This is a genomic window from Corynebacterium spheniscorum (assembly GCF_900113445.1).
Lineage (GTDB): Bacteria > Actinomycetota > Actinomycetes > Mycobacteriales > Mycobacteriaceae > Corynebacterium > Corynebacterium spheniscorum.
The window spans coordinates 33,128-59,994 of sequence record NZ_FOPJ01000005.1 but is presented as its reverse complement, the minus strand read 5'-3'; the positions used below and the strand labels follow the sequence as shown (position 1 = coordinate 59,994).

Here is a 26,867-nt window from a genome sequence, read left to right as displayed (position 1 = left end):
AAGATTCGCTCTCCGCCTTTTGGCAGAGAGCGAATTTTTTATTTTCTAAAGCCTGGAACTCAGCTCGCTTGCGGCTTCCTGCAGCTGCGCACCCCACTTCTTCGCCGGATGCGGCCGCAGCCTTTCCGCGGGACCAGAAATAGAAATCACCGCAACAAACATCCCAGCTGAGTTAAACACCGGGGCAGAAAGACTAGCTAAGCCCACCTCACGTTCTGCCACGGACTCCGCCAGCCCAGCTTCACGTACCTGATCGAGGTCCTGGCGGGTAAAAGCAGCTTCATCGGTGAGCGATTCCTGCAGCTGCGGGGCGAAGGCAAGAAACACTTTGGCGGCTGATCCAGCAGCCAAGGACATTTGGGAACCCACGGGCACAGTGTTCTGCAAACCTGAGGGGGGTTCTTGGGCGGCGATACAAGTTCGGGTTGCACCAGTGAGTTGATAAATTTGAACTGACTCCCCGGTGCGGGCCACCAGATCCGCCATCACCGGAGTAGCAGCAGAAATCAGGTGATCTTTGGCATCAGACCCAATGCTGGCGAATGCCGGGCCAATGGACCAGCGCCCATTGCTATCGCGGCTTAAGATGCGGTGAGTTTCTAAAGCGGAAGCTAGTCGGTGGGTGGTGGCTCGGGGGAGCTCGGTGCGTTCGCACAGTTCAGAGAGCGAACAAGGTTCCGCGCTGACGGTATTCATAATGAGTACCGCTCGGTCAAGAACCTTGATGCCCGATGTTATATACTGTCCCATACACTGATATTAACATCTCACCCCATGGGAATGCACCACTGGAAGGATCAGCTATGGCTCTGACGCTGGCCGAGAAGGTCTGGCGCGACCACGTCGTGGTCCCCGGCAATGACGGAGACCCAGACCTGATTTATATTGACCTGCACTTGCTCCACGAAGTCACCAGCCCCCAGGCTTTCGATGGACTGCGCCTTAGCGGAAGGAAAATCCGCCGACCGGACCTGCACCTGGCAACCGAAGACCACAACGTCCCCACCGAAGGCATTGAAACCGGCAGCCTCCTGGAAATCAATGACCGAGTCTCCCGACTCCAGGTGGAAACCTTGCGCAAAAACTGCGCCGAATTCGGGGTGCGCCTTCACCCCATGGGCGATGTGAAACAAGGCATCGTCCACACCGTTGGTCCGCAACTCGGCGCTACCCAGCCCGGTATGACCGTCGTCTGCGGCGACTCCCACACCTCCACCCACGGGGCCTTTGGCTCTATCGCCATGGGTATTGGTACCTCCGAAGTGGAACACGTGATGGCCACCCAAACGCTATCGCTGAAACCCTTCAAAACCATGGCCATTGAAGTCAGCGGCGAACTCCAACCCGGAGTAACCGCCAAGGACCTGATCCTAGCGATCATCGCCAAGATCGGTACCGGCGGTGGCCAAGGCTATGTGATTGAATACCGCGGCGAAGCCATCGAAAAGCTCTCGATGGAAGCACGCATGACTATTTGCAATATGTCCATCGAAGCAGGTGCCCGCGCCGGCATGATCGCCCCGGATGACACCACCTTCGAATACCTCAAGGGCCGCGAACTCGCCCCCAAGGGGCGAGACTGGGAAGACGCCGTTGCTTATTGGCGCACCCTGCGTACCGATGAAGGCGCCCAATTCGACACCGTCGTGGACATCGATGGCTCAGCCCTTACGCCTTTTATCACCTGGGGTACCAACCCCGGCCAAGGCTTGCCGCTGTCTGCCTCCGTCCCGGATCCCGAAGACTTCACCAATGATTCGGATAAAGCAGCAGCCGAAAAGGCCCTGAAGTACATGGGGCTAACCCCCGGAACCCCGCTGCGGGATATCACCGTGGACACCGTGTTCTTAGGATCCTGCACCAACGCTCGAATCGAAGATCTCCGCGCAGCCGCAGAGATTCTGCGCGGCCGCCGGATCGCTGATTCGGTGCGCATGCTGGTGGTGCCTTCTTCCACCATGGTGAAACAACAAGCCGAAAAAGAAGGCCTCCATGAGATCTTCCGCGCCGCTGGTGCTGAATGGCGTACCGCAGGTTGCTCCATGTGCTTAGGTATGAACCCAGATCAGCTCAAACCAGGGGAGCGCTCGGCCTCTACCTCCAACCGCAACTTCGAAGGCCGCCAAGGCCCCGGCGGTCGCACGCACCTGGTCTCCCCACCGGTGGCTGCCGCTACTGCCGTTGCTGGTCACTTCGCCAGCCCCGCTGACCTGCCTGAAAGGAATTGAGATGGAGAAGTTCATAACCCACACCGGTGTGGGCGTGCCACTTAAGCGCTCCAATGTGGATACCGACCAGATCATTCCGGCGGTGTACCTGAAAAGGGTGACCCGCACCGGCTTCGAAGATGGCCTCTTTTCCAATTGGCGCAGCACCGACCCCACCTTTGTGCTCAACCAGGACACCTACCGCAATGGCTCCATCTTGGTCGCCGGACCAGATTTCGGCACCGGCTCCTCCCGCGAGCATGCCGTGTGGGCGTTGATGGACTATGGCTTTAAGGTGGTGTTTTCTTCCCGCTTCGCCGATATCTTCCGCGGCAACTCCGGTAAATCCGGGCTGCTCGCAGCACTAATGCAACAAGAAGATATCGAGCTTCTATGGAAGCTCATGGAAGCCGAACCAGGCCTCAAGCTCACCGTGAACCTTGAAGAACGCACCGTGAGCGCCGGGGAACACGTGCTGCCCTTCGAGGTCGATGACTACACCCGCTGGCGCCTCATGGAAGGCCTCGACGACATCGGGCTGACGCTGCGCAAGGAAGAAAATATTTCCGCCTTCGAAGCCGAACGCCCAGCCTTTAAGCCCTCGATTCCCTTCGAAGCTACTTCAGCGGCAGCGGACTAACCAGATAATCGGCGCTCTTGAGCTTGTTCTTATTAAAGCTCAAGACCCACACCCCAGCTTTCTTCACCTTAGGTTCGCCGACATCCAACCCGGATTCGGCGGCCAGCTGGGCAATAATCTTCGGCATGGTATCGCCCTGAGATACCACCACCTTCACCCCCGGGGTCAGCAATTCATCAAACCGCGCCCGGGGATTTTCTGCTGCATCCCCAAACTCGCGATCAACCTTCACCTTCACCCCCAGCTCCCGCGCGATAGGTTCGGCAGTAGCCACACAACGATCCGGTTTCGCCGAATACACCTTGGTGGGATAAAAACCAGCGATCATCTGCGCCAAGGCCTCGGCCTGACGCCGCCCCTTTCGGTCCAGCGGGCGCTTATTATCATCGCCCGCCCAATTGCGACGATCATGGGCACGCGCATGCCGCACATAAATAATCCGGGTGGTAGTCGGCTGCCGCTTCGCTGCCTTATCAAGCACCTTGCGATCCAACTTATAGCTTAGCAATTCGCGGGCCTCTTCCACAGTGACCCACCGCAACTCATCAACCTCAGAGTTCTTCTTAAATTCCCCGCCGAGCACCTCAGCGTTCCAATAATAAACCACCTTGGTGCGCGAACGCACTGGATAGGTCACCTTCCCCAGCAGCGAACCTAAGCGCACCTCCAACCCGGTTTCCTCCAGGATTTCGCGGCGCGCAGTAACTGCTAAAGACTCACCGGGATCCACCTTCCCCTTCGGCAAGGACCAGTCGTCATAATGCGGACGGTGAATCAACGCGATCTTCTTATCCCGCCACAACACCGCACCCGCAGCCAAGGTGGCGGGGGAGTGCTCGGCAGCGGGATCCGCCGGAACACATTGGGAACGCCCCCGCATCGCGAGCAAACCATTGTCGTCTTTGTCAGTTTCTGAAGCCATAAAACATCCTTCCTCCTCCACCATTCTCGCACGCGCTAAGCTGAGCGCTATGGTCAACGTCGCAGTAATGGGAGCCGGTTCCTGGGGAACCACTCTGGCCAAGGTTTTTGCCGACGCCGGAAACACCGTCCGCCTCTGGGCCCGCCGCGAGGAACTCCGCCACGCCATCGCCACCACCCACCAAAACCCGGACTACCTCCCCGGCGTTCACCTCCCCGAACTCGAAACTACCACCGACGCCGTCCTCGCCCTGGCCGACGCCGACATTGTGGTCTTCGCCGTCCCCAGCCAAACCATGCGCGATAACCTCGCCGCCTGGAAACCGCTGCTCCCCGACGCCACCTTGGTCAGCATCTCCAAAGGTGTGGAAAAAGGCACCCTGCTGCGCATGTCAGAGGTCATTCGCGATGTCTGCGAGGTGCCCCAAGACCGCATCGCCGTGCTTTCTGGCCCCAACCTCGCCAAAGAAATCGCCGCCGAACAACCCGCCGCCACCGTGATTGCCTGCGTGGATGAAAACCGTGCCAAACTCGTCCAAGCCGCCGTCGCCACCAGCTACCTACGCCCCTACACCAACACCGACGTCATCGGCTGCGAAATCGGCGGCGCCTGCAAAAATGTCATCGCCTTAGCCTGCGGCGTTGCCACCGGGCGTGGACTCGGAGAAAATACCAAAGCAACACTTATTACCCGGGGCCTTGCCGAGATCACGCGGCTGGGGTTGGCTCTCGGTGCGGATCAAAGAACTTTCGCTGGGCTCGCCGGACTCGGAGATTTGGTAGCCACCTGTTCCTCACCTCTTTCCCGTAACCGCACATTTGGTTATCGCCTCGGCGAAGGCGGCACCATCGAGGAAGCAACCAAAGCTACCCACGGCCAGGTCGCCGAAGGTGTGATCTCCTCCAAATCCGTGTATCTGCTGGCCCAAGAAGCCGGTGTTGAAATGCCCATCACCCACGCCGTGTACTCGGTATGTCACGAAGGCCTTAATGTTGCCGACATGGTGACGGCACTAATGGGGCGCTCCCGTAAGGCAGAGTAAGCTTTCGCGCATGACTGAACCCCGCACCGTCGCCCTCATTTTTGGCGGCCGCAGCTCCGAACACAGCATTTCCTGCATCACCGCCAAAGCCATCATGGAACACCTCGGAAACTACCGTGTCGTTCCCGTCGGCATCACCGAAGAAGGCGCCTGGGTAGTAGCCACCCCACCAGAAGGGGAACTACCCAAAGTCACCGGTGGGGAAGAAGTCACCTTATCGCTTAACCCCGCCACCCGCGGTCGGATCAGCTACCTCGACGGCCGCGAATACGCCACCGTCGATGTCATCTTCCCCGTCCTCCACGGCCCCTATGGCGAAGACGGCACCATCCAAGGGCTCTTCGAACTCTCCAGCATCCCCTACGTCGGATCCGGAGTCCTCGCATCCGCCATGGGCATGGACAAAGCCTTTAGCCGGGAAGTCGTCGCCCGCGCCGGGGTTCCCGTTGACCAGCGCACCATCACGCTCTACGAGAATCGTGAGCTTAGCGAAGCCGAAAAAGAAACCCTGGGGTTGCCGGTATTCGTCAAGCCCGTGCGCGGTGGATCCTCCATCGGGATTACGCGTGTCACCAGGTGGGAAGACTATGCGGAAGCAGCGGAACTCGCTTTTCGCTATGACACCAAGATCATTATTGAAGCCGAGGTTGTTGGCCAAGAGGTTGAGCTTGGGGTGCTGGAAAAAGACGGGGAAGTCATCGTCTCTGAACCGGCGTTGCTTTTGGGGATTGATGAGACCGAAGAAGGTTTCTACGGCTTTAAAACAAAATATTTAGAGAACACTGTTCGCGCGCAGATCCCGGCGCCGTTGTCTCCGGAGGACACAGCAAACCTCAAAAAATATGCGCGCGCCTGTTTTCACGCTCTCGAGTGCAAAGGGCTTGCTCGAGTGGACTTCTTCCTCACTGAAGAAGGCCCCACCTTCAATGAGATCAACACCATGCCCGGATTCACGCCGATTTCAATGTATCCGCAGGTCTTCGAGCACAGTGGAATCGACTATCCGAGCCTATTGGACGCTATGATTCAGCAGGCACTGCGCGACGGATCGCATCGCTAAGCGGCACCAGATTTGAGCTATCTTCCGGCAAATACACCGCCACGATATTCTCCCGCAACGCGTACCAAATGCCGGCGTCCTCGAACCACGGGACGTCATTGATCTGGGTGAGCTGCACGCCCGGCTGATAAGCCTCCGGCAGCTCCACCCCACAGCGCAACACGATCGGCTCCTTGCCGCGCGCCACCCACGCGGAACCCTTGAGCTGGAGATCACCGAGCTGCTCCGGCAGATCCAGGCGATCGCAGAAACGATCCGGGCCAGCAGCAAGCTCACTTAAAGGCGCGGGGTTCTGGGGAGCATCCTTGTGCTCCAACTGTGTGAGCGCGTGGGCGAGATCCTCGCGGGGGTCACCCTCGGTGGTGACCGCAACCACCGGGAACCGATTCACCGCATACCAGGAACGCGCCGGGGACATGGGGTCCTGGATCTCAAACCAATCAGTCCCATCGATCGTCTCCGGTTCGGAGAGCTCCGTGTATTGGAAAGGCACATCCACCCCACAACGGAGGGTGACATCAGCCTCCGAACCCTTCGCCCACACCGCGGTCCCGGCAACCTCCGAAGCCATCTCCGCACGTTTGACGCCCAACACCTTCGCCGGGAGGCGTTGGAGCAGCTCAGCGCACTGCGAGGACTCCGCGTCCGGGGCGGGGATCGCCACCACATTGACCGGTTGACGAGCATTCTGGAAAACCAGCTTTGCCCCCACGAGGGCCCCCACCACCAAAAGAAGTGACAAGCCTAAGGCGATATACACCGGAACACGATTAAATTGGGACTTCATGGCACACCAGTCTAAGCGCACAACCCTGGGCGAGATCGGGGAGCACGCCGCAATCCGCGTGATCCGCGAAGAATGCCCCAGCCGCAACAACGGCGACGACGCGGCGGTACTTAACCAACCCGCGCCCAATACCCGCCCCGTTGTGGCCACCGACATGCTGGTCGAAGACAGGCACTTTCGCTTCGACTGGTCCACCCCGGAACAGGTGGGGATCAAAGCGATCAGCCAGAACTTCGCAGATATTGAGGCGATGGGGGCGAGGCCCACTGCGGCGCTACTGGCGCTTTCCGCGCCCAAAGATACCGACGTGGAGGTGCTACGCGGGATCGCTCGCGGAATTCAGCAGGCGTTGGAGCCCTTTAGTGCGCAACTTATCGGTGGAGATATCACCGGGGGCGAGAAGATGGTGCTGGCGGTCACCGCGCTGGGGCAACTCGGTGGGAATCGTAAAGAGCTGCGCTTAGATGCGGCGAGGCCTGGGCAAAAAGTCGTGGCCAATGGGCGGATTGGGTGGTCCGCGGCAGGGTTAGCCTTGCTGCGGAAGTTCGAGGAGATCCCTGAGGACTTGCGGCCCTTAGTGGAGCATCATTGTGCGCCGCGGATTGAAACCAACCGAGGAGTAATCGCACGTGCCACCGGGGCTACCGCGATGACCGATAACTCCGATGGGTTGATCCAGGACCTGCGCTTGATCGCGGAGCGTTCCGGGGTAGGGATTGATTTGAAGAGCCACGCCATCTTCCCCGATGAGCTGCTGTGCCGCGCCGGGAAACTCACTGGGATTGACCCTTGGGAGTTTGTGCTTAGTGGGGGAGAAGACCACACGTTTTTAGCCACTACCAGCAAGGAAACCCCAACCGGGTTTCGCGATATTGGGAGGGTCAATAAAAACACTGGGCTGGTGACCGTTGATGGGTTGCCGCCGCGACATGAAGCAGGGTGGGTGAGCTTTTAAGTGCTACCGGTACATGAAACCTGGAAGCCAGTACTGGCGGAGGTAGAAGAAGACATCCATGCGATGGGTGAATTCTTAAGAGCCGAAAACGCCGCCGGGCGAGGGTACCTGCCTGCGGGTAGTGATGTGCTGCGGGCATTTAGCTACCCCTTCGACGAGGTGAAAGTGGTGATTGTGGGACAGGATCCTTATCCCACCCCCGGACACCCCATGGGCTTAAGTTTCTCCACCCAGCCGGGGGTCGCGCCACCCCGGAGTCTGGTGAATATCTATCGCGAGTTAGAAGACGACCTGGGCATCCCCGGGCGCAGTGATGGGGATTTAAGTGCGTGGAGTCGGCAGGGGATTGCGTTATTGAACCGAGTGCTGACGGTGCAGCCAGGTAAAGCAGCCTCGCACCGTGGGAAGGGCTGGGAGAAAATCACAGCTCATGCGCTGCGGTCCTTGGCTGCCCGTGAGCAACCGTTGGTCGCGATTTTGTGGGGCAAGGATGCTCAAAGTGCACAGCGGGAATTGGGGGATACACCGTGTATTTGTTCCGCGCACCCCTCGCCGCTGAGCGCGCACCGTGGGTTCTTCGGGTCCAAGCCTTTTTCGCGGAGCAACCAACTCTTAAGGGACATGGGTTCCACCCCCGTTGATTGGCGACTGTAGGATCTTCAGATCATGACTGAGCTCAACGGACCAGCCCTACGCGCGTGGGCGCGACGAGCCGTCGCCGAGCTCGCCGCCAAACGTGAGGAAATCAACCAACTCAACGTTTTCCCGGTGCCGGATGCCGACACTGGCTCCAATATGGCGCACACCATGGAAAAAGCCCTGCAGGCGGTTGAGGAGCTGCCTGAGGACGCGGATACTGCGACGGTTGCTGCGGCATTGGCTGCTGGGTCTGTAGCCGGAGCGCGCGGGAACTCAGGCATTATTCTCAGCCAAGTGTTGCGGGCGTTGGCGCAAACCGCCACCGATGGTCCTATTGGGGCGCAGTCGATCACCACGGCGCTGAATAGTGCTCTGAAGCTGGTGCACCAGGCGATTAGCGAACCCGTTGAAGGCACCGTGATTACGGTGCTGCGGGCAGCGGCAATAGCCTGCCGCAAAGAAGGCAGCTTGCGGGACGTACTGGCTGAAGCCACTGCAGCGGCGCGCACGGCGCTGGCGAATACCCCATCGCAGCTAGACGCGCTCCGCGAAGCCGGGGTGGTGGATGCCGGTGGAACCGGATTCCTCATCCTCTTAGAAGCCCTGCTCGCTGAGCTTGATGGTGAGCCTGAGAGCAGCATCCCGTTGATGGTTGAAGCTGTCCAACCTGCGCTTGAAGTGATGTGTCATCTTCAAGGCGGGGTGGACGAAGCGCGCCGTACGCTACCGCAGATGGGCGATAGCCTGATCATCGCTCCGATAGATGAAGAAACGGCAACTGTCCATATTCACTCCCGTGAAGCTGGTGCGGTGATCGAACACCTCTATAGCTTGGGGCAGGTCTCCCAGCTACGCCTGGAAGTACTACCGGAACGACCGGTGGTTACCAGCCCACGGCGCATTGTTTTGGCGGTCACCCCCGGTGGGGATATTGCGGAACTCTATGAGTCTGCCGGAGCGATCACCGTTGCCCCCAGCGAAGATACGGTCTCCGATATTGTTGCCGCAGTGCATGACAGCTCCGCAGAAGAAGTCATTCTGCTGCCCAATGGACTGCTCAATCGCCGAGAGCTAGTGTCCGTCGAGCGCTCCTCCCAGGCATTTGAGCAACACCTCACGCCCATTCCTACGAGCCGCCTCGTCGATGGGATCGCAGCGTTGGCGGTTCATGACCCCCGTCAACCCTTAGGCGTAGCGGCTTATGCGATGACCGAAGCAGCACTGGCGATGCGTACCGCCATCATTGGCACCAGTGATGACATCCCGACTGCTGTGGAGGCAGCATGCCGATCTTTGCTTGCCCAAGGAGGCGAACAAGTCACCCTCCTCTCGGCCTCGCCCTTGGATGAAGAGACCCTCAGCGAAAACCTCGGAGTTGAGGTGATCAGCTATCCTGCACAGGGAATGGGGCACCAAGTAGAAATCGGGGTGGAATAAGACATGTTCCTAGGCTGGCGCGACCAACGGCCACTGAGTGATTTGCTTCCCGCAAAGGAAGCGAAACTCCTGGACAGGAAACTCGAACTCAAAACAGTTGAGGACCTGCTTCTGTATTTTCCGCGAGGGTGGACCGATAGTTCCCAAAGTCCGGATAGCGAGCATCTCACCTGCATGGGCAGGATTCTGCACTCCCATACGCGTTATGGGCACCGTGGCGGCAAAGTGCACGAAATTGCAGTGCAATGCCCACAGGGGGTTATCCGCGCAGTATTCTTCCGCGCACAATTACCCTCACAAGTTTTAGTAAAAGATCGCGTGGCTTTGCTCTCCGGAAAAGCAGAACATGGGCTGCATGGGGTGCGGCTGCTGCACCCAGACTTCTTGGTAATGCCGGGGCCCCATAACTCTGCTATTGGGGGCGGGCAACTCGCGGGGACTAATGCTTATGCCAAGAAGCTGCCGGAGATTGTCGAGAAATATCCGGTGCTGCCGATCTACCCGGCCAAGAAGGGGCTGAACTCCTGGCGGATCATGATGGCGGTGTTGACGGTGCTGGAAAAGGTGCCGCCTATTCCTGAACCCCTGCGTCGGGTCCCTCGGGGGATGCTGAGCATGGATCGTGCAATTCGAGGCATGCATATCCCAGGCCCGGAAGGCTCGGAACCAGCTGCGCGCCGCATGAAATACAACGAGGCATTGACCCTGGGTTTGGTGATGGCGCTACGCAGAGCCGACACTGAAACTCGCAAGGCTCCACCAATTCCGCGGGTCGCCGGGGGAGCATATGACCGCCAAATGGAGTCATTGCCCTTCGAATTCACCAATGAGCAGCAAAGATGCCTCCGCGAGATTGAGTCGGATCTGGCGCGGAATCGGCCGATGAGCCGGCTGCTCCAAGGTGAGGTTGGTTCTGGCAAAACCGTGGTAGCGCTGATGGCGATGCTGCGGTGTGTTGATGATGGCAAGCAATGCGTGTTGCTAGCACCCACCGAAGTGCTGGCGGCCCAGCATGCTTCGTCTATAAAAATGATGTTGGCCAGGGAGAACTCCAATGTGAAGGTGACCCTACTGACTGGCTCAATGCAAACCGCCAAGAAGAAGCAATCTTTATTGGATATCGTCACCGGGGAATCCCATATCGTTATCGGTACGCACGCCCTGATCCAAAAGAATGTGGAGTTCTATGACCTGGGATTGGTGATCGTGGATGAGCAGCACCGATTCGGCGTGGAACAACGTGATCGCCTGCGTGCCAAGGGCCGCGATGGGATGACCCCGCACCTTTTGGTCATGACGGCTACTCCGATCCCGCGCACCGTGGCGATCACGGTGTTCGGTGACTTGGCTGTCTCGACGATGCGAGGATTGCCCAAGGGACGCCAGACGATTCAAACAGCGTTGGTTCCTGACAATAAACCTGCCTGGAAAGCGCGAGCACGGCAGCGGATGTATGAGGAAATGCGGGACGGGCGTCAGGTGTATCTGGTGTGCCCACGCATCCACAATGCGGGTGGGGTGCTGGAGGTAGGGGAGTACATGAAGGAGTACTTCAAAGAGTTCAACGTGGGCATCCTGCACGGCCAGATGACTGGCGAGGAAAAAGATGAAATCATGGGCAAGTTCGTGGCAGGAGATATTAATCTTCTCGTGTCGACCACGGTGATTGAGGTGGGGGTCGATGTGGCGAATGCCAGCATGATCGTGATTCGGGAAGCAGAGAGCTTCGGAGTATCGCAGCTACACCAACTGCGTGGACGGGTTGGCCGAGGAACACACAAGTCGCTGTGTCTACTGCACACCAAGGCAGAGCCTGGTTCCCCAGCGCTGATGCGCTTGCAGCAGGTCGCTGAGCATGACAATGGTTTCAAGCTGGCTGAGGTTGACTTAGCGATGCGCAGGGAAGGGGATGTGCTGGGCACCAGTCAGTCGGGGACAGATGGCAAGCTCAAAACCCTGAACCTGCTGGAGGACTACAACCTGATTATGCAGGCGAATCGCGATGCTGAGCTGTTGGTGAAAACTGATCGGGGATGGGCAGCTGCGACGGTGCGCGACTACGAGGAACGCACCACCTACCTCGAAAAGTCCTAGCTGTGCGATACCCTTGGCACTCATGAGAATCTGTGCTCCCTTCGCGGGCATCATCCACTACCGCGTCAAACCCGGCGATAAGGTCGACACCGGGATGGTGTTGGCAAGCGTCGAAGCGGTGAAACTCGAAGCCCCGATCCCCTCTCCTGGTCCTGGTGTGGTCAAGGAATTGCTCTGTGAAAACTATGCGGATGTTGCTGGTGGCGACGTCTTGATCGTGCTGGAGGAAAGCTAGTGGGAAAGACACGAATTATTAGCGGACTGGCCCGGGGGAGAAAGATCAGCGTCCCGCCGGGCGGCACGAGGCCGACCTCGGATCGCGCTAGGGAAGGGCTTTTTTCTTCACTTCAGGTGCGCTTCGGGTTTGAGGGACGCAATGTATTGGATCTCTTTGCAGGCTCCGGAGCCTTGGGCCTCGAGGCCGCCTCGAGGGGGGCTTCCTCGGTGGTGTTGGTGGATGATCACCGAAAGGCCTGCGAGATCATGCGTAAGAACGCTGAGGTGGTGGGGCACCCACATGTCAGCGTGGTGGAAGCTAAAGCCTCGACATATTTAGCGGGTGCACCAAGAAATCACTTTGGCATGGTACTTGCGGATCCCCCCTACGAGTTGGCTGATGAAGCGGTGGTGGAGATGCTGGAAGCGTTGAAGCCGGCCTTGCTTGATGGTGCTGCAGTGGTGGTGGAAAGGCATGTGTCTTCATCAGAAACTGCGTGGCCAGAAGGATATGAGCCGACTACCCAGAAGCTGAAGAAACGTACTTACGGCATCGCCCGAATGGACATGGCCGTTTATCACCAGGAGAACTCATGAAAGTCGTTTGCCCAGGATCCTTTGACCCGGTGACTATGGGGCACCTTGATATCTTCCGTCGTGCTGCAGACCAGTTCGGGGAAGTGGTGGTGTTGGTGACCGGCAACCCGAATAAGCAGTCTGGGTTGTTTAGCTTGGAAGAGCGCATGGACCTTATTCGTGAGTGCACGGCTGATCACCCGCACATCACCGTGGATTGGTGGTCGGGTTTGCTGGTGGATTACACGACGAAGCATGGCATCACCGCTTTGGTGAAAGGGCTGCGAAGCTCCCTGGACTATGAGTATGAGTTGCCCATGGCCCAGATGAATCGTCGGCTAAGTGGCGTGGATACCTTCTTCCTTTTCACCGATCCGCAATTTGGCTATGTCTCCTCCACCTTGGTGAAAGAGGTTGTCAAGTACGGTGGCGATGTGTCGGGGTTATTGCCGGCGCCGGTGGCAAAAGCGGTAGAGACTAAGTACCACCACTAGAAGTTCGGGGTACTTTTATCTCGCTTGGCATCGCGGGCCCGCTTTTCTCGGGTGGTGCGATGCTGGGCGAAGGTTTGAACCCACCGTTTCGCGCCGTGACCGAGGGGGCCTTCGGCGGAAGACCATGCCCAGGTGCCATCGGAGAAGAGGAAAGCTGCTTCTCCGCTATGGGGGTCGAGCACATAGAAGGCGCGGGTGTCGGTCTTGATGTTGTGGTGGTGGGTGCAGAGGCATGCGAGGTTATCGACATGCGTGGGCCCGCCATCGGCGTGGTTGATGCGGTGGTCCTTTTGGGTGTGGAGGGCGTTGATGGTGCAGCCCGGCCAACGGCAGGTGCCATCGCGGCCATTGAGGTAGACGCGTTGGGATTCGGACGCTGAGTAGGCCGGGTTATTTTCCTGTTTGACTTCGTCGAGGTCGCGAACCTTGGTGACGCGCTTGAGGAGCTTTTCGGCGGTGTCGTCGTCGAGCCAGCCGACGGGGTGGCAGAAGACGGGGGCGTTATCAACGTCCTTGGCGCGGTAGAGGTTGAGGACCACGGTCGGAGGAGTGTCGCCGTGCACGAGGCCGAGGAGGGCTTCGGCGTGGGTGGTACCGGTCTTTTCGGCGTGCTTGGCGACCACGGATTGAATTTCGTGGGCTTGCTCGCCGTTCATATTGAGACTGAAGTTGGCGGAACCATCGGGGTGGTTGCGCACAGTGACGGAATCGCTGAGTTCGGGAGGTGGGGTTGGGCTGATCTCCGGATCAAGCATAGCGATGATGTTGTGGATGTGCCGCTTGATTCTTTCCGCGGAAGGAAGGACCTGGTTGGGGCGGGTGGGGGTGAGGAACTCGGTGAGGCGTTGATCGACCTCGGGGATGAGTTTCTCGTCGGTGCCCACCAGCGCTAGATCGATGGCGATCAGGCGGGGGAGGTCCAGGAGATTGTGCTCGTTATTGTGCGCGTCGAGGGTGGGGAGGCTGTTTAGGCGTGCGACTGCGTTGAGGTTGGAGACGATAACGCCGCGGGAGAGTCCGGTATCGGAACTCAAACTCCGGATTTCCAGGTCGCGGTCTTGCTCTTCCCTAAGCTGCAGCCCCCGCCAGAAACCTAGCGTGGCTCGCACCAGATCTCGGAAAGCGCGTGCTCTAGGAGAGTCTGTGGAGACGGTGAAATAATTGCTCATGCCGCGAACCCTAGGGGTGGGGTTCGTGGGGCGCTAGGGCGGTGGCGGGGGCCTGTGGATAACTTTTAGAGGAGGCTGGAGAGGAAATCCTTAGTGCGCTGGTGGGAGGGGTTATCGAGAATTTCGGGGGTTCCTTTTTCCACAACCACTCCACCGTCCATAAAGATGACTTGATCTGCGACTTCGCGGGCGAAACCGATTTCGTGGGTGACGACGAGCATGGTCATACCCTGCTCGGCGAGATTGCGCATGACGCGGAGGACTTCGCCGACGAGCTCGGGATCGAGGGCGGAGGTGGGCTCGTCGAAGAGCATGAGCTTGGGTTTCATGGCAACGGCGCGGGCGATGGCGACGCGTTGTTGCTGGCCACCGGATAGTTGCATGGGGTAGGCGTCGGCTTTGTGGGCGAGGCCGACCTGCTCGAGGAGCTCCATGGCGGTGGATTTGGCTTCCTCGAGGGAGATGCCTTTGACGTGGACGGGGGCTTCAATGATGTTTTCCAGCACGGTGCGGTGCGGGAAAAGATTGAATTGTTGGAAAACCATGCCGATGTCGGCGCGTTGGCGGGCGGCATCCTTGGCGGAGATTTCGTAGAGGACACCGTCGCGTTCGCGGTAGCCGATGAGTTCGCCATCGACGTAGAGGCGGCCGGCGTTGACCTTTTCCAGGTGGTTGACGCAGCGGAGGAAGGTGGATTTGCCGGAGCCGGAGGGCCCGATGAGGCAGGTGACGGTGCCGGCGGGGACCTCCATGTCGATGCCTTTGAGGACCTGGAGTTGCCCGAAGTTTTTGCACACCTGGCGGGCGTCAATCATGAGAGTCATTATTTACCTTCCGGAACAATAGCGACGTTGCCGGGGAGGGATCCTTCGGCATCCGCCAGGGCGGCGAGTTGGCGGGCGGTGAGGTTCTTGGTGGCGCCCTTCTCATAGAACTTTTCGAGGTAGTGCTGGCCGACCATCAAGATGGAGGTGATGGCGAGATACCAGGTGGCGGCGACCAAGAGAAGGGGGACGGGTTCGAAAAGCGCGTTGGCGATATCGATGGAGCGGCCATAAAGCTCCATGGAATAAGGGACGGCCACGACCAGCGAGGTGGTTTTGAGCAGCGAGATGAACTCATTGCCGGTGGGTGGGATGATGATGCGCATGGCTTGGGGGAGGATAGTGCGGCGCATGGTCAGCCACCAATTCATGCCCAAGGCCTTGGAGGCTTCCATCTGGCCCTCGGGGACGGCCTGGATGCCGGAGCGCACGATTTCGGCCATGTAGGCGCCTTCATTAAGACCTAGGCCCAGGACCGCGAGGAAGAAGGTATTGGAGAGCACGCCCTCGAGGGAAACTTCAGTGAAACCAAGGTTGATGCTCTTATAGATCCAGCCGACCAGGCCCCAGAAAACGAGCTGCACATAGACCGGAGTGCCACGGAAAATCCAGAGGAACACCCAGGAAACACCGCGCAAGATGGGGTTGGGGGACATCCGCATGATCGCAAGGACGCAACCGAGGACGACACCGATAATCATGGCGAGCACCGTGATGGCGATGGTGTGGACCGCGGCCATGGCGATGCGGGTGTCGAAGAGATAGGCCCGGTAAGTGGCCCAGCCATAATCGCGGCCGAGGGCGTCAATGACGAATAAGACAGCGAGGGCGAGAATAATGGCGGCCGCGACCCAGCGCCCGGGGTGGCGGAGGGGTTTGGCTTGGATGGGGGCAGGTTGGGTCATTTGATGGCCTCTTCGTTGATCAGGGCGTGCTCAAGGTAGCCCTCATGGATATTCCATTGGCCGAGGATGCGTGCATAATCCCCGGTGTCAATCAGGTGTTGGAGAGCAGCGGCCAGCGCGGGGCCGAGCTCAGAATCTTTGGGGACCGGCCAGCCATAGGGGGCTGCTTGGAACATTTCGCCGGTGAGCTCCATCTTGCCGCCGGATCGTTCCACCGCCCAGGCGGTAATCGGGGAGTCCGCGGAGAACGCATCGGCGCGGCCAAGCACGAGGGCAGTGGCGGCGGTATCGGAGGTGTCATAGGCGAGCACCTTGATGGGGGCTTTACCTTGGGCTTCGCACTCTTCCGACTTCGGGCGCACATCTTCGGTGTCGGAAACGGTGGTGCGTTGGACTGCGACGGTGAGGCCGCAGGCATTATCGGGGTCTACATTGGAACCGGGTTGTTGGGCCCATTGGACACCGGCGTAGAGGAAATCGACGAAGTCGTAGTTCTTGCGACGCTCATCGGTGTCAGTGAAACCCGAAGCACCGGCGTCGAGGGACCCGGAGGTGACGGCCGGGAGGATCATGGAGAAATCCTGTTGGACGGGTTGGGATTCCAGGCCCATGACGGCGGCAGCCGCGTGGATGAGGTCGAGTTCCAGGCCGATGATATTGCCGGCAGAATTCTTGAATTCGAAGGGGGCAAAGGGTGGGTTGGTGCCGACTGTGAGAGTGCCGCGAGCTGCGATATCCGCGGGCACCATGGCGGCGATCTCCGGAACTACGTCCGGGGTGATCTGCGACCAGCCTTCTGGGGTGCCTTGCTCTTCATTGGTGACGCAGGCGCTACAGAGCCCAAGGAGGAGCAACGCACTAGCAGCGCGTATGAATGACATAAACGGGCATTTTAACGTGTGCGGGTAAGCGCACTGACCACGACCACGCCTAAAAGGAGCATGGCGACACTAGCGACGCTGAACTCTGGCCAGAGAACGCGCAGCGAACCCAGCATGAGGCCGGCCATGATCCACAAGGTGAGGTCGCGATGATGCTCTAAGGCCCAGTTCAAACCGCGGACGAAGAAGACAATGCCTAAGAGTGCACCAGCGGCGAAAACACCGAGGGTGGTGAAGTTGTGATTCGCTACCGCGCCGATCACTGGCTCGTACAGACCAAGGGCTAAGAGGATGAAACTGCCGGACACCCCGGGTAAAACCAATGCGCAGATGGCGACCATGGCTGCGAAGAAGATGGTGAGATGCGAAGGGGTGAGTTGAGCTGAAGCACCGACCGAGAAGAAGGTGAGGGCCGCGGCGATTAACCCCGGGATAATATGCGGGCGCTCCGCCATGGTGATGGGGACGCGAAGGGATGCGGCGACCATGCCGAAGAAGAGGGCATTGGCGAGCTGTGGGTACTCCACCACGAAGAAGTGCAGTGGCTTGGAGAGTAAGAAGACCGCTCCCAGCATGCCGATGGCGACGCTTAGGAGGAAGCGCCAATCAACTTTTTTGGGGGAGCGGAGGAGGAGATCGCCTTGAGCGAGGGCTTTTTCATAAATGCCGAGGATTAAGGCAATGGTGCCCCCGGATACTCCGGGCACCAGCTCAGCTGCGCCGATAGCAGCGCCGCGGGCAATATCTGCGACTCTCATCGTTTCCTTTGGGGGTCTTGGTGCCCCAGGTGAGACTCGAACTCACACTGGACGGGTTTTGAATCCGTTGCCTCTGCCAATTGGGCTACTGGGGCTTACCGAGAAAGGAGTGTAGCGCACTTACTTCAAAAATCACCACTCGCTATGCTCAAGGGCGTGAAGAAATCTGAAACGCTGCTGCTCATTGATGGACACTCGATGGCTTTCCGAGCTTTCTACGCTCTGCCAAAAGAGAATTTTTCGACCACGGGAGGTCAGCACACCAACGCGGTGTACGGCTTCTTATCGATGCTCTCGAATATCGTGAAGGAAATCGAGCCGACGCATATGGCGGTAGCTTTCGATGTGGGGCGCAAGACCTTCCGCACCGATATGTTCCCCGAATACAAGGCGCAACGCGATGCGACCCCGGAGGAATTCAAGGGACAGGTGCCCTTAATTAAGGAGATGCTTCAAGCACTCGGCATTCAAACCTTGGAGAAGGAGGATTATGAAGCCGATGACATTATTGCGACCTTGGTGACCAAGGCACGGGGCACCTATGACATCAAGGTGGTTACCGGTGACCGCGATTATTTCCAATTAGTGGATAAGGACACCACGGTGCTCTTCCCGAAGCAGGGCGTGTCGAAGCTTGAGCACTTCACGCCAGAAGCGGTGAAGGAAAAGTATGGGCTAACTCCGGCGCAGTACCCGGACTATGCCGCATTACGCGGTGACCCTTCGGATAACTTGCCTTCCATTCCGCGGGTGGGTCAAAAAACCGCCGAAAAGTGGATCGTGAAATACGGTTCGCTAGAGGGCTTGATTGAGCATGCCGATGAGATCACCGGCCAAGCTGGAGAGAATCTGCGGGAGCGCATTGACCAGGTGTTGATGAACCGTGACCTGACGGCCATGGTGACGGACCTGCAGTTTGGGCTGGAGGATGTTCACCGCGAGGAACCGGATGTTGATGAGGTTTCCGCGAAATTCGATCAGCTGCAATTCGGCGATACCCTTCGGCAGCGAGTGCTGGCGAGCTTCGGGGTGAAAGTAGAGCCCAAACCAGCAGTGGATGTGGCGGTGAAGAATATTGGTATCGATTGGTTGGAGAAATACGGCCAAGAAGGTACGGCACTGGCCCTTAAAGAGCAGGAAGTGGCGCTGGTAGCGGGGCAGGTGGCCACCACCTTCAAGCTTGATGAGCTGGAGCCAGAAGAAGATAAGGCCTTTTCTGCTTGGTTGGCAAAGGCACCTAAGTATGTGCATGGCGCGAAGGCTCTATGGCATGAGTTCCGGGAGTTAGGTTATGAACTCGGTGGGGTGGTGCATGACACCGAGTTGGCCGCATATCTACTGCGCCCAGGGCAACGTGCCTATGGTTTGGCTGATGTATTCCAACGCCATATGCAACGCCAGCTGGCGGAGAACTTGGTGGAGGAAGCCGCAGCGATTGCCGAACTAGTCCCGGAGCTGGTGACGCAGCTTCAAGATATTGAAGCCTACGAGCTTTACTCTGACCTAGAGTTGCCGCTGGCCTTTATTCTTGCGCGGATGGAGGCCGCCGGTATTGCGGTGGATTTGGAGAAGCTCACCACCTTGCGGGATTCCTTTGCTGAAAAATCTGAGGCGGAGGTGAGTGCGGCACGCGAACAAGCCGGTGATCCGAAGCTGAACCTGGCGAGCCCGAAGCAATTGCAGGTGGTCCTCTTTGAGACCTTGGGATTGCCGAAGACGAAGAAGACGAAGACGGGGTATTCCACGGCTGCGAAGGAAATTGAGCAGCTGGCGGTGAATAATCCACATCCCTTCCTTGACCACCTGTTGGCTTATCGGGAATACCAAAAGATGAAGACCACCCTTGATGGTTTGGTGAAGGCAGGGGAGTCCGGGCGGATCCACACCACCTTCAATCAAACGGTGGCGTCCACTGGCCGTCTCAGCTCCACGGAACCGAATATGCAGAATATTCCGGTGCGTACTGTGACCGGCCGTGATATTCGCTCCGCCTTTATTGTCTCCGAAGGCTATGAATGCCTATTGACGGCGGACTACTCGCAGATTGAAATGCGTGTGATGGCGCACCTTTCCCAGGACCCCGGGTTGATTGAGGCCTATATCGCTGGCGAGGACCTCCACAACTATGTGGGTTCGAAGGTCTTCGATGTGCCGATCGATGGCGTGACCCCAGAGCTGCGGCGTCGCGTAAAGGCCATGTCCTATGGCCTGGTGTATGGCCTTTCTGCTTATGGTCTGGCGCAACAGCTCTCCATCGCACCAGCCGAAGCGAAGAAGATTATGGAGTCCTATTTCGAGCGCTTCGGTGGAGTACAGCGTTATCTCGCGGAGGTAGTGGAGCAGGCCCGCAAACTGGGGTATACCGAAACGCTCTTTGGGCGTCGGCGTTATCTGCCGGAGCTGAACTCCACCAACCGTGTGGCCCGTGAAAATGCTGAGCGTGCAGCCTTGAATGCGCCGATCCAAGGTACTGCTGCAGACATTATTAAGGTGGCCATGATCCGGGTGGATCGCTGCTTGAAGGGGAAGAAGTCTCGCGTGCTCCTCCAAGTCCACGATGAATTAGTGGTGGAAGTGGCCCCGGGTGAGCTCGACGAAGTGAAGGCCTTGATTGAACGCGAGATGGATGCCGCCATTGAGCTTTCAGTGCCGCTGGAGGTTTCTGCTGGGGTTGGCAAGAACTGGGACGAGGCCGCGCACTAGGAGGCCACGAAAATCGCCGTGCCCGGGAAAATTTTGCCGCGCTTGGGGGACCACTGTCCCCAAGTGTCGTGCAGATCCTCCGGCCACTCCGGCTCGATAACATCCTCGAGACGGAAACCCGCGGAGACTAAACCACGCACGTGGTCTCCGATGGTGTGCTGAAACTCAGCATAAGTAGTGCCTTCTATATAGGCATGCTCAAAATAAGGGATGCAGGCTTCCAGGCATTCTGGATCATCCGGGAAGATCCACCGCATGGGGTGGGTGACGGAGTAAATGAATTTCCCGCGGGTCACGCGACGAACCTCAGCGAAGAGGCTCGGGAGATCTTCGACGAAGGGGATCGCCCCGAAAACCGAGAAGGTGGTGTCAAAAGCTTGATCCCGGAAGGGGAGTGATAAGGCATCACCGTGGACCCGCGGGATGTCGGCGCGGCGGAGCATTTCCATCGAAATATCGATACCGATGACTTCTCCACCTTGATTGCGCACCCAACCCCCGCAGGGAGCTGAACCGCAGCCGAGTTCTAGGTAGCGCCCATTGATCTCCCCAAGTAGTTGAAGTTCCTGTTCAGTGAGCATTTCTGGGGACCAATGAAAGCCCTCTAAATAGCGGGCATGTTCACGGTGATAGCGTTCGGCATCGATATCCCACCAGTATTGGTTAGCGGCGGAGTGTGGGTTCAAGTGAAAACCTTTCCGAAGGAGCTTGCCTGGGAATAAGGGGGGTGGTAGCGTGAGCAAAGCGTATCTGTGCTGGTGGGCTCTGATGGTCAATGCAGGAGGGCCAACAGTTAAGCTACCAGCGGGATCGGCCCGGAAGAGACGGGATTACCCGAGAATGACACGCACAACAACCTTCCACATCTCCTGCTTCGGAGCACCAGAATATATGCCCACCAACAATACCCCTCAGGTAGCCGTCAACGATATCGGCTCCGCTGAGGATTTCCTCGCAGCCGTCGACGCCACCATCAAGTATTTCAACGATGGTGACATCGTCGAAGGCACCGTCGTGAAAGTCGATCACGACGAAGTTTTGCTCGACATTGGATATAAGACCGAGGGCGTTATCCCCTCGCGCGAACTGTCCATCAAGCACGACGTTGACCCTGACGAAGTCGTCAAGGTCGGCGATCAGATCGACGCACTGGTCCTCACCAAGGAGGATAAAGAAGGTCGTCTGCTGCTGTCCAAGAAGCGTGCCCAGTACGAGCGTGCCTGGGGTGCTATCGAGGAACTGCAGGAGAAGGACGAGCCGGTTACCGGTACCGTCATCGAGGTCGTCAAGGGCGGCCTGATCCTGGACATCGGCCTGCGTGGCTTCCTCCCCGCCTCCCTGGTGGAGATGCGTCGCGTCCGCGACCTGGAGCCGTACATCGGCCAGGAACTTGAAGCCAAGATCATCGAGCTGGACAAGCACCGCAACAATGTTGTGCTCTCCCGCCGAGCATGGCTTGAGCAGACCCAGTCTGAGGTCCGCTCCGACTTCCTGCACCAGCTGCAGAAGGGCCAGGTCCGCAAGGGCGTTGTGTCCTCTATCGTTAACTTCGGCGCCTTCGTTGATCTCGGCGGTGTTGACGGCCTGGTGCACGTTTCCGAGCTGTCCTGGAAGCACATCGATCACCCCTCTGAGGTTGTCACCGTGGGCGATGAGGTCACCGTCGAGGTTCTCGACGTCGATCTCGACCGCGAGCGCGTGTCCCTCTCCCTGAAGGCCACCCAGGAAGATCCGTGGCGCGTCTTTGCCCGCACCCACGCTGTTGGCCAGATTGTGCCCGGCAAGGTCACCAAGCTCGTTCCCTTCGGCGCCTTCGTGCGTGTCGAAGAGGGCATCGAAGGCCTGGTGCACATCTCCGAGCTGGCTCAGCGCCACGTGGATGTCCCGGACCAGGTCGTTGTCGCTGGCGACGAAGTTATGGTCAAGGTCATCGACATCGACCTCGAGCGTCGTCGTATCTCCCTGTCTCTGAAGCAGGCTGACGAGGACTACACCGAGGAGTTCGACCCCTCGAAGTACGGCATGGCCGACTCCTACGACGAGCAGGGCAACTACATCTTCCCCGAAGGCTTCGACCCCGAGACCAACGAATGGCTCGAAGGCTACGAGGAGCAGCGTCAGAGCTGGGAGGCTCGCTACGCCGAATCCGAGCGTCGCTTCCAGCTCCACACCGCTCAGATCGAGCGTCACCGTGCCGCCGCTGCCGAGGCCGCCGAAGAACCCGCCAACTACACCTCCGATTCTGAAGAGGACGCAGCTCCGGTGTCCACCGAAGAATCCGTGTCGGGTTCCCTGGCTTCCGATGAGCAGCTCGCTGCTCTGCGCGAGAAGCTCGCTGGCAACTAAAAGCCACCTTTAAAATGCTCCCTTCGGGGAGCATTTTTTGGTTTCGGATGTCCGAATCTGTGTTATTGTAAGGCCACCTTAGGGAAATGTAACACTAAACATGTCTGTTTGGGGCTGTGAAAGTGTGGGTTTAGGCCTAGTATTGGGGACAACGTGCGCGTTCGCACAATACGAGGACTCTTCGGAGTCGTTGCAGAAAGGTTTCCCTCTATGGCGTCTATAACCAAGACGACCGCACAGCACATTGTGGACTGTCTCGGTGGCCGTGAGAACATCGATCAGATGACTCACTGTGCCACCCGCCTCCGCTTCCAGCTGGTGGACCAATCCAAGGTTGATCAAGCAGCCCTGGATGCTGACCCCAAGGTGCTCGGTGTCGTCCCTCAGGGCAGCACCGGCATGCAGGTTGTTATGGGTGGTTCGGTCGCGAACTATTACCAGGACATCCTCAACCTTCCGGAAATGGCCGGCTTCGGCGATGCCGAGAAGAAATCCGGTGGCAAGGACTACGGCGGTGTCCGCGGCAAGTACTCCGCGGTGGACTATTGCTTCGAGGTGCTGTCCGACACCTTCCGCCCCATTCTTTGGGCCCTGCTGGGCGCATCGCTGATCATCACCCTGTTGGTGCTCTTCGATACCTTCGGCATCCAGGACTTCCGAGCGGAAGAACAACCCCCCACCTTCCAATTCATGCACGCCATGTGGCGCAGTGTGTTCTACTTCCTGCCGATCATGGTGGGTGCAACCGCTGCCCGTAAGCTCGGCGCGAATGAATGGGTGGGCGCCGCTATCCCGGCAGCCCTGCTGACCCCAGAGTTCTTGGCTTTGGGTGAACAAGGCGACAAGGTGATGGTCTTCGGTCTGCCGATGATCATCAACGGCTATGCCGGCCAGGTCTTCCCGCCGCTGATCGCCGCTGTTGGTCTCTTCTGGGTCGAAAAGGGCCTGAAGAAGATCATCCCCGAATCCGTCCAGATGGTGTTCGTACCCTTCATCTCCCTCTTAGTGATGATCCCGGCTACCGCCTTCTTGCTCGGTCCCTTCGGTATCGGCGTGGGCAATGGTATCTCCACCCTGCTGGATACGGTGAATAACTTCTCGCCCTTCATCCTCTCCATCCTGGTTCCGCTGCTGTACCCCTTCTTGGTGCCGCTGGGTCTGCACTGGCCCTTGAACGCCATCATGATCCAGAACATCTCCACCCTCGGCTACGACTTCATTCAGGGCCCCATGGGTACCTGGAACTTCGCCTGCTTCGGTCTGGTCACCGGCGTCATGATCCTTTCCATCAAGGAAAAGAACAAGGCCATGCGCCAGGTCTCCCTGGGCGGTATGCTCGCCGGCCTGCTGGGCGGTATTTCCGAGCCCTCCCTCTACGGCGTTCTGCTCCGCTTCAAGAAGACCTACTTCCGCCTGATCCCGGGCTGCTTGGTCGGCGGCATCCTCGCCGGCATGTTCAAGATCAAGGCCTATGCCTTCGTCTTCACCTCCCTGCTGACCATCCCCGCCATGGACCCGATTCCGGGCTACGCCATCTCCATTGGCGCTGCCTTCCTGACCTCCATGCTGCTGGTGCTCTTCTTCGACTACCGCTCGAAGGAAGAGAAGGCTGAAGTTCTGGCCAGCCTCGCCGCTGAGAACGGTGCTGCTGAAGCACCTGTCGTCGAAGAAGCTGCTCCCGCCCCGAAGCCGGCCCTGGTTTCGGGTGCTGTGACCACCATCGGCGCTCCGCTCGCCGGCCGTGTGGTTCCGCTTTCTGAGGTTCCGGACCCCATCTTCGCTGGCGCTAAGCTCGGCAAGGGTGTGGCCATCGAACCCACCGGCGACACCGTTTATGCCCCGGCTGATGCCACTGTTCTCACCGTACAGAAGTCCGGCCACGCTGTTGGCCTGCGCTTGGACAATGGTGTGGAGCTGCTGGTGCACGTTGGCCTGGACACCGTCCAGATGAACGCCGAAGGCTTCGAGGTTCACGTTGAACGCCGCCAGCATGTTGCCAAGGGTGACAAGCTGATCAGCTTCAACACTGACCTGATCCGCGAGCGCGGCTATAACCCGATCACCCCCGTGGTGGTCACCAATACCGCGAAGTTCGCTGATGTTGTCGCTACCACTGGCGGCACTGTCGCCGAGCAAGGCGATATCATCACTGTTAGCGCACAGGACTAATCCCGCACTACAGTCAAGACCATGCGCTTAATTGGTCTGACTGGTGGAATTGGATCCGGTAAGACCACGGTTGCCCGCATGTTGGGTGACCGTGGTTTTCACGTTATTGATGCCGACGCTATTGCCCGCGATATTGTCGCCCCAGGTTCGCCTGCTTTGCAGGAGCTTTCCGAGATCTTCGGGAGCGGTATCCTGCTGCCTGACGGTTCGCTCAACCGCGGTGAACTCGCCGCCCGCGCGTTTATCGACAAAGAACATACTGAGCTCTTAAACTCCATCACGCATCCGCGTATCCACGAGGAAACCCAAAAACGCATCGCAGCAGCACCAGGCGATGTTGTCTACGATATGCCGCTACTTGTAGATAATGACCTCCACCACGACATGGACTTAGTCATTGTGGTGGATGTGGACCCAGAAACCAGGGTGAAAAGGTTAGCCGGCCGCGGCATCGGGGAAGAAGATGCTCGCCGCCGCATCGCTGCCCAAATCCCTGATGAGGTACGCCGCGCAGCTGCGGACATCATTATCGATAACAATGGTGCCCCCGAGGATCTCATCCCCCAAGTAGAAGCAGCCGTCGCCAAAATCAATGAGCTACCGTGATCCTTTCCTAGCGATCTGCCTAGGACTAAGCTTCCTGGGCATTTGGATCACCGGGGTGTACTCTCGTTGGGTTGCGCTCGGCTGGCCGATTGCCCTAAGCGGGGTAGTGCTGGTGGTACTTGGTGTGCTGGCGCTTCGGGAGCCCGCCCATCAGGGCAGCGGCTGGGGCCTGCTCGTGCTGATTCTCATTATGTTGTTGGTTGCCCCTGGCCCGCTCATGCCCAGCGCACCCGCAGAAGCTCCCCACACGCACGCGCGTTTGAGCTTCCCACCGATTGACCCTGACCAAGAGATGACGGTAGAGGAATTCCGTAACCGCTTTTATTTTGGTGACCGCGAAGAATTCGCCGGCGCTGAGGTCACCATGATTGGTGTGTCCTCCGAAGGCTACCTGCATCGCCTCAAGATTGTGTGCTGCGCGGCGGACGCCGTGACCTATTCCATTCGGGTGAACACTGAACTACCTGATGGCTGGGTGAAAGTCACCGGCATCCTCGGTGAAGAAACTGATCCACCCACCCTCAATATCCACAGCTACCAGCAGATCCCGGAGCCAGCAAGACCCTATCTATGAACCCTCGCGTCCTCCCCGCCATCGCTTTGGTTCTCATCGGCGGGGCTACCTTAAATCTCGGACTTTTCGGCGCACCTTTGCATACGCGCTCGGAATTCTTCACCACCTGGATGGCCCTGGTGGTCCAAGCACTTCCATTCCTCCTGCTGGGCACCGTGCTTTCGGCCATTGTTTCGCAGATCAAGCTGGACCTGAGCCGAATCCGTTGGGTGCCACTGGGTGCGGCGGCTGGCTTCTTTCTACCCACCTGCGAATGCGCTGCAGTACCGCTGACCCGCTCACTCATTAATCGTGGCCTGAAACCGGCGGTCGGCTATGCCTTCATGCTCGCCGCCCCTGCCATTAACCCCGTGGTTTTGGTTGCTACTGCCGTTGCCTTCGATGCCCGCATGGTTGCCGCACGCTTCATCGCCAGCTTTTTAGCCGCCATCATTATTGCTTGGCTATGGCACCCACCGATCCCGGCCACTAAGGTGCACCACCACGGTTCCTTTTCGGCCACCGTGATCCACGACTTTGTCGATGCCGCCAGCATTTTGGTGTGGGGTGCCGCAGTCGCAGCCTTCGTGAAGCTTTTCGCCGGGGTAGGAGGGGACTACTCCTTCTTCCTCATGGGCGCACTGGCCTTTGTTATGAGCATGTGCTCAGAGGCGGATGCTTTCGTCGCAGCCTCCTTCCACGTGCCGCCCAGTGCTCAGCTGGCTTTCTTGGTGGTGGGCCCCATGGTTGACCTCAAACTCATGGCCTTGCATGCCGCGATTTTCGGCAAGCGTTTCGCCTTAAGGTTCGCCCCATTGGTATTCCTGGTCACCATGGTGATGAGCGCTGTGGTAGGTGCGCTGCTCCTTAACTAAGCTGGCCTA

The 26,867-nt window shown here is 58.6% G+C and carries 26 protein-coding genes and 1 tRNA gene; 17 read left to right on the top strand and 10 right to left on the bottom strand.

Translation table 11 applies throughout. The features are described 5' to 3' along the window. Positions 1 to 45 precede the first annotated feature (45 nt). On the bottom strand, positions 46 to 750 hold the full coding sequence (locus BMZ01_RS05260; protein WP_092285184.1) for an IclR family transcriptional regulator: 705 nt from the start codon (positions 748 to 750) through the stop codon (positions 46 to 48). Between the two features lie 53 nt (positions 751 to 803). Here BMZ01_RS05260 and leuC point away from each other — a divergent pair, with 53 nt between their 5' ends. Next, a complete protein-coding gene (gene leuC, locus BMZ01_RS05255; protein WP_092285182.1) occupies positions 804 to 2,228 on the top strand; it encodes a 3-isopropylmalate dehydratase large subunit in 1,425 nt (474 codons plus the stop codon). Position 2,229: 1 nt separating this feature from the next. Then, the gene (gene leuD / locus BMZ01_RS05250; protein ID WP_092285180.1) at positions 2,230 to 2,847 is read left to right on the top strand and encodes a 3-isopropylmalate dehydratase small subunit; all 618 of its coding nucleotides are present in this window, start codon (positions 2,230 to 2,232) and stop codon (positions 2,845 to 2,847) included. On the opposite strand, the gene BMZ01_RS05245 is transcribed toward leuD, so the two are convergent. After that, the gene (locus BMZ01_RS05245) at positions 2,825 to 3,769 is read right to left on the bottom strand and encodes an NUDIX hydrolase (RefSeq protein ID WP_223845818.1); all 945 of its coding nucleotides are present in this window, start codon (positions 3,767 to 3,769) and stop codon (positions 2,825 to 2,827) included. The genes leuD and BMZ01_RS05245 overlap by 23 nt on opposite strands. Positions 3,770 to 3,818: 49 nt before the next feature. Between BMZ01_RS05245 and BMZ01_RS05240 the strand changes: the two genes are divergently transcribed. Together BMZ01_RS05240 and BMZ01_RS05235 are read left to right on the top strand one after the other, a co-directional pair. Further along, complete coding sequence (locus BMZ01_RS05240) at positions 3,819 to 4,811, top strand: NAD(P)H-dependent glycerol-3-phosphate dehydrogenase (RefSeq protein ID WP_092285176.1); 993 nt, start codon at positions 3,819 to 3,821, stop codon at positions 4,809 to 4,811. Between the two features lie 10 nt (positions 4,812 to 4,821). Beyond that, on the top strand, positions 4,822 to 5,871 hold the full coding sequence (locus BMZ01_RS05235; protein ID WP_092285174.1) for a D-alanine--D-alanine ligase family protein: 1,050 nt from the start codon (positions 4,822 to 4,824) through the stop codon (positions 5,869 to 5,871). Here the strand turns inward: BMZ01_RS05235 and BMZ01_RS05230 are convergent. Continuing rightward, entirely contained in the window at positions 5,831 to 6,658 is an 828-nt protein-coding gene (locus BMZ01_RS05230) for a DUF3515 family protein (RefSeq protein WP_092285172.1), read from the bottom strand. The two genes, BMZ01_RS05235 and BMZ01_RS05230, sit on opposite strands and share 41 nt — an antisense overlap. On the opposite strand from BMZ01_RS05230, the gene BMZ01_RS05225 reads away from it, so the two are divergent. The 7 genes from BMZ01_RS05225 (at position 6,657) to coaD (ending at position 13,069) form a co-directional block, all read left to right on the top strand. Then, a complete protein-coding gene (locus tag BMZ01_RS05225) occupies positions 6,657 to 7,613 on the top strand; it encodes a thiamine-phosphate kinase (RefSeq protein ID WP_092285170.1) in 957 nt (318 codons plus the stop codon). The two genes, BMZ01_RS05230 and BMZ01_RS05225, sit on opposite strands and share 2 nt — an antisense overlap. After that, a complete protein-coding gene (locus BMZ01_RS05220; RefSeq protein WP_092285168.1) occupies positions 7,614 to 8,267 on the top strand; it encodes a uracil-DNA glycosylase in 654 nt (217 codons plus the stop codon). It abuts the gene before it with no gap. 12 nt (positions 8,268 to 8,279) lie between these two features. After that, on the top strand, positions 8,280 to 9,689 hold the full coding sequence (locus tag BMZ01_RS05215; protein ID WP_092285166.1) for a DAK2 domain-containing protein: 1,410 nt from the start codon (positions 8,280 to 8,282) through the stop codon (positions 9,687 to 9,689). Between the two features lie 174 nt (positions 9,690 to 9,863). After that, complete coding sequence (locus tag BMZ01_RS05210; protein WP_223845817.1) at positions 9,864 to 11,783, top strand: ATP-dependent DNA helicase RecG; 1,920 nt, start codon at positions 9,864 to 9,866, stop codon at positions 11,781 to 11,783. Positions 11,784 to 11,805: 22 nt separating this feature from the next. Continuing rightward, positions 11,806 to 12,018 (top strand): acyl-CoA carboxylase biotin carboxyl carrier protein subunit, encoded by a 213-nt coding sequence (locus BMZ01_RS05205; protein WP_092285162.1) that lies wholly within the window; start codon positions 11,806 to 11,808, stop codon positions 12,016 to 12,018. Further along, positions 12,018 to 12,596 (top strand): 16S rRNA (guanine(966)-N(2))-methyltransferase RsmD, encoded by a 579-nt coding sequence (rsmD, locus tag BMZ01_RS05200; RefSeq protein WP_092285160.1) that lies wholly within the window; start codon positions 12,018 to 12,020, stop codon positions 12,594 to 12,596. Before BMZ01_RS05205 ends, rsmD begins: the two co-directional genes overlap by 1 nt. Next, positions 12,593 to 13,069 carry a pantetheine-phosphate adenylyltransferase gene (coaD, locus tag BMZ01_RS05195; RefSeq protein WP_092285158.1) on the top strand — a complete coding sequence of 159 codons (477 nt, stop codon included), beginning with the start codon at positions 12,593 to 12,595 and terminating at the stop codon, positions 13,067 to 13,069. The genes rsmD and coaD overlap by 4 nt, the downstream gene beginning before the upstream one ends. On the opposite strand, the gene BMZ01_RS05190 is transcribed toward coaD, so the two are convergent. The 6 genes from BMZ01_RS05190 to BMZ01_RS05165 all read right to left on the bottom strand — a co-directional run bounded on the left by BMZ01_RS05190 (position 13,066) and on the right by BMZ01_RS05165 (position 17,701). Beyond that, positions 13,066 to 14,238 (bottom strand): HNH endonuclease signature motif containing protein, encoded by a 1,173-nt coding sequence (locus BMZ01_RS05190; protein ID WP_092285156.1) that lies wholly within the window; start codon positions 14,236 to 14,238, stop codon positions 13,066 to 13,068. The two genes, coaD and BMZ01_RS05190, sit on opposite strands and share 4 nt — an antisense overlap. Before the next feature lie 65 nt (positions 14,239 to 14,303). Further along, positions 14,304 to 15,053 carry an amino acid ABC transporter ATP-binding protein gene (locus BMZ01_RS05185; protein WP_177180082.1) on the bottom strand — a complete coding sequence of 250 codons (750 nt, stop codon included), beginning with the start codon at positions 15,051 to 15,053 and terminating at the stop codon, positions 14,304 to 14,306. Positions 15,054 to 15,061: 8 nt separating this feature from the next. Next, complete coding sequence (locus BMZ01_RS05180; RefSeq protein WP_092285152.1) at positions 15,062 to 15,967, bottom strand: amino acid ABC transporter permease; 906 nt, start codon at positions 15,965 to 15,967, stop codon at positions 15,062 to 15,064. Then, positions 15,964 to 16,848, bottom strand: coding sequence for an ABC transporter substrate-binding protein (locus tag BMZ01_RS05175; RefSeq protein WP_092285150.1), 885 nt, complete (start codon positions 16,846 to 16,848; stop codon positions 15,964 to 15,966). Before BMZ01_RS05175 ends, BMZ01_RS05180 begins: the two co-directional genes overlap by 4 nt. A gap of 11 nt (positions 16,849 to 16,859) precedes the next feature. Next, positions 16,860 to 17,606, bottom strand: coding sequence for a DUF368 domain-containing protein (locus BMZ01_RS05170; RefSeq protein WP_092285148.1), 747 nt, complete (start codon positions 17,604 to 17,606; stop codon positions 16,860 to 16,862). 18 nt (positions 17,607 to 17,624) lie between these two features. Beyond that, positions 17,625 to 17,701, bottom strand: a tRNA-Leu gene (locus tag BMZ01_RS05165). Between the two features lie 82 nt (positions 17,702 to 17,783). Here BMZ01_RS05165 and polA point away from each other — a divergent pair. After that, complete coding sequence (polA, locus tag BMZ01_RS05160) at positions 17,784 to 20,309, top strand: DNA polymerase I (RefSeq protein WP_092285389.1); 2,526 nt, start codon at positions 17,784 to 17,786, stop codon at positions 20,307 to 20,309. Here the strand turns inward: polA and BMZ01_RS05155 are convergent. Next, positions 20,306 to 20,995 carry a class I SAM-dependent methyltransferase gene (locus BMZ01_RS05155; protein WP_223845816.1) on the bottom strand — a complete coding sequence of 230 codons (690 nt, stop codon included), beginning with the start codon at positions 20,993 to 20,995 and terminating at the stop codon, positions 20,306 to 20,308. The two genes, polA and BMZ01_RS05155, sit on opposite strands and share 4 nt — an antisense overlap. Positions 20,996 to 21,200: 205 nt before the next feature. Between BMZ01_RS05155 and rpsA the strand changes: the two genes are divergently transcribed. The 5 genes from rpsA to BMZ01_RS05130 all read left to right on the top strand — a co-directional run bounded on the left by rpsA (position 21,201) and on the right by BMZ01_RS05130 (position 26,858). Beyond that, the gene (gene rpsA, locus BMZ01_RS05150; protein WP_092285146.1) at positions 21,201 to 22,655 is read left to right on the top strand and encodes a 30S ribosomal protein S1; all 1,455 of its coding nucleotides are present in this window, start codon (positions 21,201 to 21,203) and stop codon (positions 22,653 to 22,655) included. Between the two features lie 210 nt (positions 22,656 to 22,865). Next, the gene (locus BMZ01_RS05145; protein WP_092285144.1) at positions 22,866 to 24,824 is read left to right on the top strand and encodes a glucose PTS transporter subunit IIA; all 1,959 of its coding nucleotides are present in this window, start codon (positions 22,866 to 22,868) and stop codon (positions 24,822 to 24,824) included. Between the two features lie 21 nt (positions 24,825 to 24,845). Beyond that, complete coding sequence (gene coaE / locus BMZ01_RS05140; RefSeq protein WP_092285142.1) at positions 24,846 to 25,430, top strand: dephospho-CoA kinase; 585 nt, start codon at positions 24,846 to 24,848, stop codon at positions 25,428 to 25,430. After that, positions 25,417 to 26,004, top strand: coding sequence for a TIGR03943 family putative permease subunit (locus BMZ01_RS05135; RefSeq protein WP_092285140.1), 588 nt, complete (start codon positions 25,417 to 25,419; stop codon positions 26,002 to 26,004). Before coaE ends, BMZ01_RS05135 begins: the two co-directional genes overlap by 14 nt. Then, the gene (locus tag BMZ01_RS05130; RefSeq protein WP_092285138.1) at positions 26,001 to 26,858 is read left to right on the top strand and encodes a permease; all 858 of its coding nucleotides are present in this window, start codon (positions 26,001 to 26,003) and stop codon (positions 26,856 to 26,858) included. Before BMZ01_RS05135 ends, BMZ01_RS05130 begins: the two co-directional genes overlap by 4 nt. The last annotated feature ends 9 nt before the right edge of the window (positions 26,859 to 26,867 follow it).